Origin of the sequence: Flavobacterium sp. C4GT6 (assembly GCF_036347315.1) — a bacterium.
Classification (GTDB): domain Bacteria; phylum Bacteroidota; class Bacteroidia; order Flavobacteriales; family Flavobacteriaceae; genus Flavobacterium.
This window is the reverse complement of the sequence record NZ_JAZGZU010000020.1, coordinates 1-16,562: the sequence shown is the minus strand read 5'-3', so window position 1 is coordinate 16,562 and position 16,562 is coordinate 1. Positions and strand designations below refer to the sequence as shown.

Genomic DNA, 16,562 nt, shown 5'->3' with positions numbered 1-16,562 from the left:
CCCAAATTATAATAGTAAGATGAAAAAAATTATACAGCTATTATTAGCAATATTAGTTACTTATAATGGGTACTCTCAGTTATCAGAAGGATTTGAGGGAGCGCCGGATAACGCTACAAATGGTGACTGGGCATTAAGTTCCGGTACCTGGCATGTTTATGATAATGGTATAGGCTTATATTATTCCTGGATGAGAAGCCCTTTAGGAAGCCCTGCCCAGCCGCCAAGAACAGGAAATGCAGCGGCTTATTTAGGTAAGGACAATGTACCGACAGGGAGTATAGCTCAGGATTGGTTAGTAACTCCTGCGATTGATATATCTTCAATGGATAATCCTCAGTTAAAATTCTATTCACGTTTAACAATGAACGGAGACCAGGGAGGGGTGTATAAGGTGTTGATTATTAGCGCAAACGGAACACTTACAGATATTAATAATTATACCTTGTTATCAAATTGGTCTGAATTACAAATTAACCCTGCACAGCAGGAATATAATCTGGTTACGGTTAATATACCTACTAATTCAGTAGCCGGTCAAAATGTAAGGTTGGCATTTCTAAAAGAAGGTGATAATGTTGATCGGTGGTTAATAGATGATGTTTCTGTAAATTCAGGTTGTCTTGAACCAACTAATCTGGGGGCAAGTGGTATTACAACCAATTCGGCCGACTTATCATGGGATGTAATTGGCCAACCATCACAATTTGAGGTAGAGATTTTGAAATATTCAGATCCTTTTACAGGAAGTGGAATATCATTATCTCAAAATGAATATACTTTTACATTCTCTCTAGGTCATCCTCCTACAGGAGGGACTACACAGGTACCTTTTACAGAAGCAACAGATTATAAGTATAAAGTAAGAGCTGTTTGTGGGGCTGGTAATTACAGTCCATGGTCTCAAACCTATTATTTCAGTACCCTTAGTCCGGGTGAAGGTTGTGGAGGAGCTATTGCAATACCTACAACCCTACCTTATATAAAGGTAAATGAGAGTTACACGGCTAATGGTTTAGGAGCCGCTGCAGGATCTGGATGTGGTTCAGGATCAGGGGGGTACCTTAACGGTAATTATAAAATATTCTCCTACTCGCCAACGGCTAACGGGACCGTTAATATAGAAATGTCTTCAACAGTAAATCAAACAGCTGTTTTTGTATATGATGGTTGTGATGATATTGGTGTTAACTGTTATGCTACCGGTTTTGACGAGTCAACACCAAATAAGGAAATTACTAATTTACAGGTGTTATCAGGCCACACATATTATATTGTGGTTGCTACTAAGGGTAACTATACCAGTCGTTTTTCTCTTATAGTTAGTAAAAATAACTGTTCATCTGATATTGTTGCAAATTTTGCTATACAGGGAGATTGTGTAAATGGTACTTTTAATGCAGTTGCAAACATCACTAACCTTGGCAACGGATCGGGTACTGTAACAGCAACATATTATAACGAAAACGGATTTGTTGGTGCTCCAACACAAACAATTTCAGCTCCGGGAACGGTTTCGTTCCCTGCTACAGGAAATGTTAGAATTGTACTTCAGAATAATAGTAACAAAAACTGTGTTTTATTAAGTAAAAATTTATCATTGGATTTATGTCCTCCGGTAAATGACGAATGTGCAAATGCTACAGTTTTAAGTTCTAATGCCGATGGAGATTGTTACCCTGTAAAAGGCAAAGTTACAGGAGCTACAGCTTCTCCGGAGCCTAGTACCTGTGCAGGTGCGGAAGATGATGATGTTTGGTATCAGTTTGTAGCTACAAGCTCAGAACAGATAATAGAAATAAACAATATAAACGGTACAGATACTAACCTTAGTCATGCAGTATATGAAGGAGCAGACTGTGCCACTATGTCACAGATTTATTGCAGTAGTACTGATTATAGTGTTGCGACAAACCTTGTTGCAGGACAAACCTATAAGATAAGAGTATATTCGGTTTCTTCAAATCCGGCCGAAACGACATTTACCATTTGTACAAGGTCTTATCCTGAATCGTGTATGGATACTAACCAGTATTCAGTATATGTAAGACAGTCTTTTGTGGCCCTTGTTAACCATTTAATAGGAGCTGCTGATTCGATAGATACAAGTGTAAACCCATATACCTGTGCAGAACTTTCGGCATTGGCTCCTTATATAACAGATGCTAACCCTAAGATATATAATTTTACTTATGCAGGAGGGATGTTAAGTTTTTCATTTAGCAATCACTCCCCTTCAGATCCTGATATGTTGTTTTATATGTCGGAAGATACCTATCTGTCCAATATAAATTTAGTTTCTTACAATGCTGCAACTACAGTTGGAATTGCGGGGCTTAAGTTCACTAATGGAGAATATCAAAATATAAGAAATAATATTAGGCATGTAAATTTCTGTCCTGAAAACCTTTCTATGATTAAGGAATGTGAACCTATGGCAGGAAGAATCAGGATAAATCCGGGAATGTCATGTATGAATGTAAATACACCTCATAACTTTTCTTTTGTTACACCTGCTACTAATATAGCATCATACTCATGGGCAGTTTATAATTATAGTTATCAGGTACAGGCTACAAGCCAACAAGCTAATCCTAGTTTTACATTTGCTGCTGAGGATAGTTATATAGTACGCCTTATAGTTACTGATACCAATGGTTGTAAAACCCAGTTTGAAAAAAACTTTGAAGTTATGGCTAATTGCAGTAACTATTGTACCGAGGTAAACTCTGCTTCAAACGAAGTAAAGGAACTATTTATGGACCTAGTTAATCACTTAATGGATATTTACAGAGATGGAGGTACTGTTACAACACCATATACATGTCCAGAAATGACAGCATTAGCACCATATATTACAGATACTAATGCAAAAGTTTACAATATTTCTTATGTAGGTGGTGGTTTACAATTCTCTTTTGCTAATCATACCGGTGATTATGATGTTGCTATTCAGGATAATGGAGAGATTACCGATATTAATCTATTAAGTTTTTCTGATGCCAGTGTAACTTTCTCTCCAGCAATAACTTATTTAAACGGAACAAAAGCTTATAGCAATAAAATAAAGCATATTGATTTTTGTCCAAGAGTATGTCCTGATTTAGATGGCAAAATAATAGTTAATAGTAGTCCTAGTAATGATTTGGCTTTAGTTGGCCCTGTCTCATTTAGTTTTGTTACGGCTAATACAACAATTACATCGTATAACTGGACGTTTTATACAAATAGCAAGTACTCGTTTATAGGAACAAGTACAGAAGCAAATCCAGTTATAACGGTTAATAATCCTGGGGAAATTACTGCTGATCTTGTAGTAACTTATGGAGATGGCTGTATTGCTACTTTTCATATTTATATGACGGTAGTATCACTGGCACAAGGTGATTTAGAATATACATGTTGGTCAGACAATGCTGAGTATGCGGTTGTTACTGAAGCATATTTGAATTTGGTAAATCATATTATTGATATTTATAGTAATGGGGGTACGGTGCCTAATCCATATACCTGTGATGAGCTTGATGAACTGGCTCCATTTATTGTTGTAGACAATCCTAAAATATGGAATGTAGATGTAACAAATGGTCATCTTAGATTCTCTTTTTCTGATGATGTTACAGTTCCAGATGTAAATATTTACAATTTTGCTCATATAGCAGATATTACTGTTTTTCCTGAAGAATATGTACCTGGTGGAGAAGGTGGTCCAGAAGGATCTTTTCGAACCTATATGCCGGGACATAGTCCTGAATTTTCGCACTCTGATGTATATCGTATTGAATTTTGTCCTGAAACAGGTGATGATAATGACTGTGGCGGATTTGCTTTTGGGCATATAATGCAAAATACGGGAGACTCATGTTCTGTAATCAATACTTCACAAACATTCTCATTGCTCTCAAGTATGAGTAATATTGAGAGTTACAACTGGACTTTTTATAACAGCGACGGAACTTTCCCTATATTAGTTAGCCAGTCATCAAATCCTTCAATTACTTACAGTAATTTAGGTAATTACCTTATTAAACTTGAGGTCACTAATGTAAACGGATGTAAATCGTATTTTTATAAAACGGTTACTATAGCTGCTTCCTGCGATAATGCGTGTACTGAGGTTAATGAAAACTCAACAAGCGTTAAGTTTTTATACACTGCCTTGTTAAATCATTTATTAAACCTTAACGGTATTATACCTGAAGGATATACTTGTATTGAACTTTCAGCTTTATCTCCATACCTTACAGATGCCAACCCGGCAATTTATAATGTTTCCTTTAACGGACAACAGCTGTCGTTCTCATTCTCACAAAATGATTCGCAGCCGGATGTGGTGATTAATGATTTTGGAGCTATAAGTGATATTAATATTTATAACTATTCGTCTTCGGCGTCGAATACCAATATTATAGTAACCTATGCAAACGGTAATCAGTCAACAAATACTGTTAAGCATGTTGATTTTTGTCCGGTAGTAGAACCATGTGAATCACATGTATCTTTTGTGATAGATGAATCATCTTCTATAGATGCAGAAGAGGTTGCCAGTATTAAAAGACAATTAAATGCTTTTATAGATCAGCAGGAAGGAAGTAATATGACTATTTCTTTCGTTGGTATGTCTGACTCTGATGTTAATACAAGGACTGACCATGTTTACGGAAGGGTAACTGCAGAAAATAAGATTTTGTTTAAAAACTGGATTGCTAATTACAGATCAAATTACACCGATCAAAGATTAGAAATGGGTATTAGTCCTGATTCTGATTACTGGGCTAGTGGACTTAATCATGCAATGACAGCTTTTGCCTTAAAACCTGAAATCGTAATTGTAATTACAGATGGTTCGCAAACAGCTAATGTAGAAGGATTAAAAGATGCAGTAACCAGTATTACCAATGATCCTGATTCCCATTTATATGTTTATGGTGGTGAAGGTTATTATGTAAATCAAAATTCACTTGATTTTAATGGAAATACCCCAGATACTGGTATTAGTGATGTGACCGGTATGTTAAAAACTTCTCTTAAGTTTTTAATGGAGTTGCCTGATGCTGAATATCCTATAGACAGTTCTGAAAGTCTGATTTCTGCTTCTTATTTTGAATATGAAGATTTTACCGGACTTGAAGAATTAACTTATTTCTCAGAAAAACTTTCATCGGCAAATATTGGTTGTGGAATATTTACAGTTGAGTATTGTAAAAGCTGTGAAACCTTCCAGCCTGCACCGGGAGGAAAATACTGGATAAGTGCCTGGGTAAAAGAAGAACAAAATATTCAGGTTAAAACCTATACTAAAGGAGTGTTAAAGCTGATTTTTGAGGATGGTGATGAACAGGAAGTAGCAAATATTGAGCTACTGCCAACAGGCGATATTATTGATGGCTGGCAGCGTATTGCAGCTAAGTTTGAAATACCTGCACTGGCTCAGGTAATGAAGATTGAGCTAATTAACTTAAGCCCAAACATTCCGGTATATTTTGATGATATACGTGTACATCCATTAAATGCAAGTATGAAGTCATTTGTTTATGATCCTGAAACATTCAGGTTAATGGCAGAGCTTGATGATAACAACTATTCAACCTATTATGAGTATGATAACGAAGGAGGTTTAGTGAGAATCAAAAAAGAAACTTCAAAAGGAGTTAAAACTATTCAGGAATCAAGATCAGGTAATGTTATACAACCAACCAACTAACCTATGAAATATATTTTAAGCACCTTACTACTGATGCTTCAGCTCAGTTTGTTTTCACAAACTAAAGATGAAGTAATCAACAAAGTCATTGCAGAATATTCTTTAAAAAAACCTCTGCAATACCATGCAACTTACAATTTGTATAAGGATTATAACACAAAGAATGTTAATCAGTCTTATACAGGTGAGTATTATAAAAACGAATCAGAAGATACGTATGTGAAAATAGACCAGACAGAATATTTTATTACCAAAAAAGTAACTGCCCAGATAAGTCATTCTGAGAAAGCTATTTTGATATCCTCTACAACTGCTATGCAGCAGGAGTTTGATATAAAAGAGTTTTTAAAAGTACTCTCAATAGGTGAGTTTAAAGATTTGAAAACACATTGGGAGGTTGAACTTTTACCTAAAAACTTTTCGGGGCTGCCATACTCTAAAGTAATACTCCATATAGGTAAAAATTACTTGTTAAAAAAACAGGTGTTTTATTATAATACCGCGATGAATTTTTCTGAGGATTATAAAAACAACGATCTAAGTTATCCCAGACTGGAGATAACTTTTAAAGATGTTAATCGAAATGCAATCTCGGCAAAGCAATTTGATACTTCTAAAATTTTCGTAGTTAAAGGTGGAAATATAAACTTATCTGCCGGCTATAGTAATTATCAACTAATAGATCAAAGATTAAAATAAAATATAAATATATGTTAAACAGAAAGTTTATATTAACGGTATTATTTATTGTCTTTAGCCATTTTTGCTATAGTCAAAAGCAGGAAGTACATTCTAATGATGCAGTTCCGGCAGGTTCACTTACAGCTAACTATACTTTACCAATTATTGTAGATCCACTTTATAGTAATCTTAATAGTGGTGATTTTATATCTGTAGATTCTGGTGTATATGTTTATTTTGGTTTGTCTGATGATTCAGCAACTCCTACTGTGCATAGCCAGATTTATTCTGCCTCTATAACATTAACCATAACTCCCTATAGTGCTACCGGAGCTCTTACTCCATATGATGTAAATATGGAGATTATGCATGATTATGTTAATGATTTGCAACAGTTTAATGACTTGGCTGTTTATAAATTGCCCGGAGTGCATAAGGCAAGTGTAAAAGTAGCTTCGGCACCTGTTTATAAAAATGCTGGCGGACAGGTAATCACGGTTACTTCTCCGGCTGTATACGTACAGCTAAAGTTTATGACAGACAGGTATTATAACCTCAAGAACACTACTGTAACCCCTATAACCGAAAAGCTAGTTAGTTATAACGGTTTTACTGAAACCGTAGTAGCATCAAACGGTACTACAAACGGAGAAGACGAGGTACAAATTAGTTGGAATGCATACCCTGCTGCACCGGCAGAAGGATACGAGTTAGAGTGGACATGGGTCGATAACTATGGAACATCTAATGACGAACTAAGTAAGGCAGAAATAGAACTTACAGAAAAGGATTTTGAAATAAATTCTACAAGAATTGAAACAAAAAACACCAGTTATAGAATTCCGTTAGTTTTTTCTAAAGGATATCTTATTTATAGGGTTAGGCCTGTAGGTAGGTTTTTAGATGATATTTCCAAAAATTATTATGGAGCCTGGTCTAGCGGATTGTCTGATAAAAACACAGTTAATGACTGGCCAAACGTATTAAAAATAGGAACCAATTATGAAGGAGGAATTAAAAACTGGCAATATCAGTCATCTTATGCAGAAAATGGTAAGAAGAAAGAGGTAGCAAGTTTTTTTGACGGGTCTTTAAGGAACAGGCAAACGGTTACCAGAATAAATAATAATAATAACGGAAACAGGCAGGCGGTTGTTGGAGAGGTAATTTACGATAATCAGGGAAGGCCGGCAGTTGAAGTTCTACCGGCTCCATTACCTGAGTCATCTATAAAATATTATGATGATTTAACAAAAAATAATGCTTCAGACCCTTTTACCCACAAAGATTTTGATTGGGATTTAGTTACAGATGAATCTTGTGAGCCAACTCTTATAGGAGGCATGTCTAATGAAGCAGGGGCTTCAAAATATTATTCAGAAAACGCTCAGCAATCAGCATCAAGTCCTTTTCAGGATTTTGTGCCTAATGCAAACGGTTATCCCTTTTCACAAGTAGAATATACTCCTGATAATACAGGAAGAATAAGAAGAAAAGGGGGAGTAGGTGCAGCCCATCAGTTAGGGTCAGGGCATGATATGCAATATTTTTACATGTTACCGGAACAGGAAGAACTAAACAGGCTTTTTGGAAACTCAGTTGGATATAATTCTCACTATAAGAAAAATATGGTAGTAGATCCAAATGGGCAGGTTAGCGTAAGTTATATTGACCCAACAGGCAAAACCATTGCTACTGCTTTAGCAGGAAACTCTCCTAGTAATTTATCATCCTTAACAGATACAAATAATAGCAGCCTGCATCAAATCACGACTAGTAATTTAATTACTAGTAATATTAAGTACTCTACAGGTAATAACTCAGGTAGTATTGATGGATCTAAGGTAGAGATGCAGGTAGGTGTTGAGAATGATAATAGCACACTTACTTTTAGTTACTCTTTGTCTCATAATACGGATGCATATACAGAGTCGTGTTTAAATGGGATTAATTATCCGTTTGTTTTTGACTGGTCTTTAAGCTTATTAGATGACTGTGCAAATCAAATGTTTACAAATACACCTTTAAGCGGACAGGCTGGTGTAGTTAACACTAATACCAGTACAGTTACTCAACTTAGTTTTTCAGACGATTTTATTACTCAGGCCTTATCGGTAGGTACTTATACACTTAGTAAAGATATTCGTGTTAATAATGATGCATTAGAAGCTTATGCAGATGATTACATGGCAAGAATTAGTGATCCTTCTAATCCTTGTTATGTTAATCCGGATAATTTTAGTCCTAATGCGTCTATTGAAGATTGTAATGTTACCTGTTCAGAGTGCGAAATCAGTTTGGTTTCACCTTACCTTAGTGATTCACAGATATCAGCTTTTACAAGCCTTATTAATACAAGTAATAATCCTAACGGAGATCAGTTAGGAAATACTTCGGCAAGACAGAGTTATATTAATATTGCTAAGCAGGGGTATGTTTTAGCCAATATAAAAATTGTATTGGATAATACTACTTTTGCATATTCGGGCTCAGAGCTTACTTATACTAATAATGCCGGACAGGAAATAAATCAGTTAGAAGTTGATTTATACGAAAATCGTTTCGAGCAGGAGTTTAATGGGTTGTTACAGGGATGTAGAGGTTTATGCGAGCAGCTTATAGCCCCTTGTCAGGCATTTGAACATCAACTTTTAGCCGATATGAGTATTAATGGCCAGTATGGTTCTACATATGGTCTTGTTGGTACTGATGTTGATGATGATACAGTATATCCTAAATCATTAAGTATATTTAATTCAGGAAATTCATTTTATTATGGAGGGTATGTTGTTACTGCCACATATAATGATGAAGAAACAGGAGAGCCGGTACAGGATATTGATGCTAATTATAGCTGGAAACACCCTGCAACCCCTTATTTAAATGAATATGGAGAACCTTCTAAAATAAGAGTTCAGAAAATTTCAGAAGGAGTTTATGATCCACCTATATCAGGAGGTACAGTAACAGAAGATATTTTGCCTGGTTACTACCTTGTGAACCCGGAACAACTAGAAAATGTTTCAGATTTTATTGATGCCTGGACGCCTTCATGGGCTAATTCATTAATAAAATATCATCCTGAATATTTCTATTACGTTTATCAAAAAGCAATTTGTGAAGCTACATACTCTGGAGAAACTTCAGATTCTTTTGATGCTAAACTGGAGACTATTGAAACTTTTGAAGATATAATGAATGCAAGTAATAATCAGCTTGGTATAACATTCATGCAGTTACTACAAAGGTCACAATATAAAAAAGATCCCTTCTTCAATATTACATATAGTGGTATAGAAGGAACTATTGAATCATCTACTCACCGCTCTCAAAGAACAGCGATAATGGATGAAGCCTTAAACTCTAACTATGATGGTATAGTTATACAGGGTTCTAATTTAAATATGCTTCAGTCTGCTATATACCTTACGCTTAACGGTAATGGTATGATGGGTGTTTCAGATTTCCAAAACTTATACAGTAATACGTCAAGCTTTAGTTCCGCTTTATCATATATTCAAACTTTACCTGTAAGTCAAAGAAACAATATATGGGTTATGTTTAGAAGTAATTATACAGGACTTAAGCATAAAATAAAAACAGTATATTCTACAATATATTCGCTTACTAAAAGCCGATACAATGGCTGCATAGGAGAGCTTGAGGATACAGATAATTTTGTAACAACATTCATTTCATATAGTAACTATTCTGATATAGTTAATTCTATTGACGCTGCTGTTACAACGGGCGAACAGGATTCTATAACAAATATTTGTGATCCTCAAACAGCTTCTTTATATGCAGAAAAAGCTAAGCGTTTCATGCCGGCAGACTATGGTTCTAATAATGGTATGGGGCAGGGGCAAAACCAGGAAGATATTATAAATGATGCTGATGCAAGTGTATATATGCTTACCGGAAAATGTCCGTTGGCATTTGATATGGAGTACTTTTTAAATGGTTTGGTTCAGCCAGCATATAATAATCACGGGCTTTTAGTAAACGGAACACCTGCAAATCAGTTCCCTTACCTTACACCTGATTTATATATGTCTCAGGCAGGATTGACCTCAATGCCTACAATTATGCAAACAGAAGCTATTTATGGAGGTCAAAACGGTGGTGTACTAGGAATAAAAATAGGAAGTTTAAGCCCTATTAATTTAACAATTTTAAATGCAGGAATAGCTGATTCAGGTTGTGGTACAACACCAACATGGAGTGATTACGAAATAGGTAAATTTGTTATAACAGAGCTTAAAAATCTTTATTATATCCCAGGATCTTATAATCCGGGTTCTGGCTTGTTTAGGTTTAGAATTGTAGCATCTATAATTAGAGTTCCTGCAGTATGCGAATTCCCTGAGGAAATAATTATTGAGGGGTCTTCAAGAGTAGCTGTTGGGGGTTGTGGCTTTGAAGATGATCCATCATTAATAGTACCAGGTGGTACAGTATTGACAGATCAGTCATCAACAGAGACAGGAGGAGTACCATGTAATAAGTTGTCAAGGTTTGAAAAGGGACTATTACGCTTAATGAATAAGTTAAATGATGCTCCTGGAGGAAGTAAATTATTAAATCAGAATATATCTTTGGGCTATACTAATGTGGGGACATTAACTCAGGCAGATCCATATGGATATATGAATAGTATATTACCTGAGGTTTTAGAAGATGATAACTATGTGGCTTATTGGAACGCTTCTTCTTCTACAGCTTTTCAAATAATTGTAAATGGAGGGAATACTGCTCAAATTACAATGCAGCAGGCTTTAAACCCTTCAAACATATATAAATTTACAGCTGTAAATATTGAAGAACAAATTATAAAGGTTTCTTACATAGCACTTCCTAATTATAATCTGGTTACTGTAACAGGTAATATATTGAATGGTGGCAGAAAAGGACCTTTTGATTTTGATTGTATTTGTAAAGAAGTAGTAAATATAGGGTATGGTGCAGGAGAACAGTTTTTAGGACTTGTTTCTTTCCTATGGAATAAACGTTATGTTTTAGACCCATCTGAGTCTTATGATTTCCAACCATATATGGCTAATATAGATCCGTTTGTTGATGCTACTAATCCAACTGTAAATTACTTTAGTACAAATGATAGTTCTGGACGTGGGATTTACTTCGTTTTTGATAAAAATTATCCATGTAAGTTTTATCTAACATTAGATGATAATGGTAATACTAATTTATTTAATAATACCATAGGTTTTTCTGATCTTGAAATTTTTGACATACAAGGAGGTACTGCAACATTTAATATTAAAGTACATCATGGTGAATATCAGGGATATGATGAGTTTGGAAGTTTAACAATATTACCTCCGGGTGTCACAATTAAACAAGGAAAAATTGAATGTGTTAAAATAGAATGTGTTGAAGGAGCAGCTGTTACTAATGCAACAAGATTGCTATTTATGGAGTTGAGATCACAGTACCTGTCTTCAGGAACTGTTTCAGAGAATTTCTCTTCAGCTAACCTTAATGTTTTAGCACCTTATGTTAATTTAACAGATGAAGATGAGACCCCGGGAATCTATAATTTTTATGTTTCTGAAACTTCTGAAGGTACTCAGCTAGGTTTTTCTTTTACTGATTCAGGCTGTGATGTTAAGTTTAATATACCTGGCTATAATATAAATCAGGTTAATACTATAACAAAATTTACTTTTAATAATGATTATTCAGCCTTTACATTTAAAGGTACATTAACAAGTGGCGGTAGTTTTGTTGGAAACGGAACAATGGAGTGCTTGTATATAACTCCGTGTTTTGTTGAAGTACGTGTAGACTGTAATCCTTGTATACCGCAAACTGTTGATGTGGTAAATTGTGCAGATGGCTGGAAACAATTCAGTAATACTGTTGCCTCAGTGAGCGGTTATACGTTGGATGCAGATTTTTCTCCGGAATATTTCTGTTCATCTAATCTTCAATATGTATCAGAGGACTATCAACATTATATAAAAGAGCTTAATATAACAACCACAGATGATGCTCATTTTATTACAATAACTGAATTTGCGATGTCTTCTTTAGGTTACGGAAATATAACCACACAGGATGCTATTGACGATTACAGAGTTTATATTGGAGATGGCGGAACCTATAGCTGGCTGCGCTATGTTGAGGAAATATATATGCAAAACAGCACTACCTGTCCGCCTGCATTAATATTCCCTTCTCAGGATATTAGAATAGAGGCACATGATCCATGTGAAACGTTTGTAAATAATGTAAACGGGACATATTCAAGTGAATTATGGTTAGCTTATTTACAGGGACAAAGAGCTGCATTTAAGGAAAGATACTTAAAGGCAGCTATAGGCGGACTTGACGAGGGGTTTAGTAAAAGTGCACCGGATAAAGAGTATCAGTATACGCTATACTATTATGATCAGGCAGGTAATTTAGTTTCTACTGTGCCTCCTCAGGGAGCTGTAAGGCTTGCTCCTTCTCAAAATACAACTATTAATCAAAATAGAGATAATGTTACAGGGGCTGTTTACCCTTCACATTCATTAAGAACAGAGTATAGGTATAATTCTCTTAATCAGTTAGTTTGGCAAAAAACTCCGGATGGCGGAGAAACAAAGTTTGCTTATGATTATTTGGGAAGGATAATTGCTTCTCAAAATGCAAAACAGAATGTGGTAAATAAATTTAGTTATACACGTTATGATGGTTTAGGGCGTATTTATGAAGCGGGTGAAATTACTCCTACAGGCGGATATGCAATAAATACTGAAGGTAAATTAATTTTACAGTCAGTTGCTCAAAATGAGTTTAATGATAATGGTGTAAGAAACGAGGTTACCAGAACTATTTATGATGAACCTTTTAGCACAACCAGTATAATGTTTACTGATTATTCGGCTAACAATACCAGAAATAGGGTTACTGCTGTGTTGTATTATGATGAAGTAACAGATTCTACTGTTGAAGAACAATATCAAAATGGTATTTTTTATGACTATGATGTTCACGGTAATGTAAAAGAACTAATTAGTATTATAAATGATGATGCTCTTATTAGCATGCAGCAGCATATTAAAAAAGTAAAATATGATTATGACCTTATTAGTGGTAATGTAAATAAAGTTACATATCAACTAGGTAAACCAGATCAATTTATACACAGATATGATTATGACGAAGACAATAGGATTACTGATGTTTATACCAGTAAGGATGATATAATATGGGAAAAAGAAGCTAATTATAAATATTATGAACATGGTCCTCTTGCCCGTACAGTAATTGGAGATAAGGAAGTACAAGGGCTAGATTACATGTATACATTACATGGTTGGTTAAAAGGAGTAAACTCTGAGGTATTAGGTAATAGTTATGATATTGGAAAGGATGGTTTTGTTGTTGCAAAAGATGCTGTATCATTTGCCTTAAACTACTATAGTGGGGATTATTCTTCTAGAATTAACAGTACAAATTCTGTTGATAATACCACATTTTACTTAACAAAAAATTCTAACTCTACACAAACCGGAACTAGTCTTTTTAATGGTAATATTAAGGGAATGATTACCTCGCTTACAGATCAAAATCAAAACCCAATTCCAATAAATCAAAGTAAATATGGTTATGATCAGTTAAACCGTATTAAGTCGTTTAATTCATATGGTTATACCTACGCAAGTTCCCCTGAATCAATTTTAGCAGGATCTGTTAGTATGCCTTCTGCAACTTATAATTATGACAGAAATGGAAACTTAACGAGTTTAATACGTAATGGTATTTCTGCGATTTCCGGCTCTGGAAGTCAAACGGTAAAACAAATGGATTATTTTACTTACTTCTATAATAGCGGGACAAATCAGTTGAGTTATGTTAAGGAGAATACCGCAACATCAAGTGCTACATTTGACGGGGATATAGATATTGAAGATCAGGTAGTTGGTAATAATTATGAGTATGACCCTATTGGACAACTGATAAAAGATAATGGTGAGGGATTAACTATTGACTGGCGTGTTGATGGTAAGGTTAAAAGTATTACTAAAACAGACGGAACTATTATTAACTTCTCTTATGACGGTCTTGGTAATAGGTTGGCTAAAACAGTCACAAATGAAAGTGGGGTAACTACTACTTACTATAACAGGGATGCTCAGGGTAATGTATTGAGTGTTTATGAGGTAGTGGCAGAAAGTGGCCAGCCAACTAAATATTATTTAGTAGAGCAAAACATTTATGGAAGTAGCAGGATAGGTTTAGAACAAAACCGTATTGAACTTGCTCAAGAAAGCGTAATGGGGCTAACTCAATTTGCCTCAGCCAGTATGATGAGTAGTGAAATGCAAACATTCTCTACCATGAGTACTGTAGCAGCCCTATACGGTATAAACCTTACAGGAAATAGTTATACTACCTGGACAGATAATACCCAGTTACATTTATTTGATCAGGATGGTGAAAAAACAAGGCAGATTGAAATTACTTCAAACTTTAAGATTGATGATGCTAACTTCCCTAATATGACCAAACAAAATGTGGCCGATTTACAGGGAGTTGTATACCCCCCAAATCAAAACAGGGTTTGGTATAGAAGTGCAGCCAAACTTCAGGTTAAAAGAGATGAATATGGTAATTTCATACCTGTTGTTATTCTTGAAAAGTACCAACGTGTGTACAATAGGTATAGAGCAGGTTTTAAAGGTAAGAGATGGAGTTACAGAAACTATGTTAGGCAGGATGTATATACCCTTGATTATGCTATTCCTACTGGGGAATGGAATATGGATTTAGAGATTAAACTTGTAGGTAGTAATTATAGGCCAAAACTTACTCTTAACGGTAATGTTTATGATTATGACCAGTTTACAAAAGAAGAGGTAGTACTATTGGATGGTGAAGAGGAAAAAGGTAAAAAACATTACCCTACACCTCCGTCAGCAAATCACTCATTAGGTAAAAGAGATGTTGAATATTTTGTAAATTACGATCCTCAGCCTGATCCGGGACTTAGGGCTCAAATGTGTGATTTTGAATATAAAATAGGAGACGATGAAACTCCTGTTATTGACTTCCCGTTTGATACTTTTACGTCTTATCCATATGCATATTCTACAGGAGGCGTAGCAATGCAATTAACAAATGGCACTCAATATTCTTCTACTTATTGTGGTACACCAGGTCAGGATACAGATGCCGATGGTTTAACAGATGATGTAGATAACTGTCCGTTCCACTTTAATCCGGATCAGTTAGATAGTGATGGTGACGGAGTAGGTGATGTTTGTGATAACTGTGCTTCTTCAAATCCAGATCAGTTGGACAGTGATGGTGACGGAGTAGGAGATGCTTGTGATAACTGTATTTATGTTGCTAACGCCGATCAGGTTGATAGTGATGGTGACGGTATTGGTGATGTTTGTGATAACTGTATGTATACAGCTAATGCCGATCAGGCAGATGCAGATGGAGATGGTATAGGCGACGTTTGTGAAGGATATGATCAGGGAGTTGGAACACCGGAACCAATAGGAGAAAAAATACTGGCACAACGCTATGTAGGAGATAAACGTTATGAGCTTACAAATCATTTAGGTAATGTACTGAGTGTAATTACCGACAGAAAACTCTTAGACGCATCAGCAGGAGGTAATGAAACTATAGCTAATGATACATTTGACAGTGGTAATAACGGCTGGACACAATATGGATCTGGAACTACAATTGTTAATAATAATGGGAAATTAGATGTTTCTGTGAACGGTTTTATAAAAGGCACTAGTAAAACACTTACTTTAGAGCAAGGGAAAACGTATCAAGTATCGATTGATATAAACAGGGACAACTTTCAGCCATTATTGAGTGTTAGAAATGATTACGTTATAAATAGTACAAGTTATAATCTTGGTGGTCATTATGTGTATGAATCAGGGACACTAACTTATACCATACAATCTGTACAAACTGCACCTCATAGAGTAACTATTGTTCTTCAGCAGCCAGGCTATAGTGATGGATACCAGACATTCTCTATTGATAACTTTGTTGTGACAGAGGTAACTTCTGGGGTTGCTTCTACAGGCTTTACACCAGATGTAGTTTCCTATAGTGATTACTATCCTTTCGGAATGCAGATGCCTAACCGATTCTATAACGGAACCGATTACAGGTATGGCTTCCAGGGACA

At 35.4% G+C, this 16,562-nt stretch carries 3 protein-coding genes; all 3 read left to right on the top strand.

What is annotated here, in order from left to right:
• Window positions 1-19: 19 nt before the first annotated feature.
• Window positions 20-5,704: a choice-of-anchor J domain-containing protein gene (locus V3Z67_RS16970; protein WP_330444448.1), complete on the top strand. Its 5,685-nt coding sequence runs from the start codon at window positions 20-22 to the stop codon at window positions 5,702-5,704.
• A 3-nt stretch (window positions 5,705-5,707) separates the two neighbouring features.
• Window positions 5,708-6,403 (top strand): hypothetical protein, encoded by a 696-nt coding sequence (locus tag V3Z67_RS16965; RefSeq protein WP_330444447.1) that lies wholly within the window; start codon window positions 5,708-5,710, stop codon window positions 6,401-6,403.
• Window positions 6,404-6,414: 11 nt separating this feature from the next.
• A partial coding sequence (locus V3Z67_RS16960; protein WP_330444446.1) for a thrombospondin type 3 repeat-containing protein occupies window positions 6,415-16,562 on the top strand: 10,148 nt, incomplete at its 3' end.

Bases quoted from the DNA above. Each gene is read 5' to 3' on its own strand.
- V3Z67_RS16970 (WP_330444448.1), top strand. From the start codon at position 20: ATGAAAAAAATTATACAGCTATTATTAGCAATATTAGTTACTTATAAT.
- V3Z67_RS16965 (WP_330444447.1), top strand. From the start codon at position 5,708: ATGAAATATATTTTAAGCACCTTACTACTGATGCTTCAGCTCAGTTTG.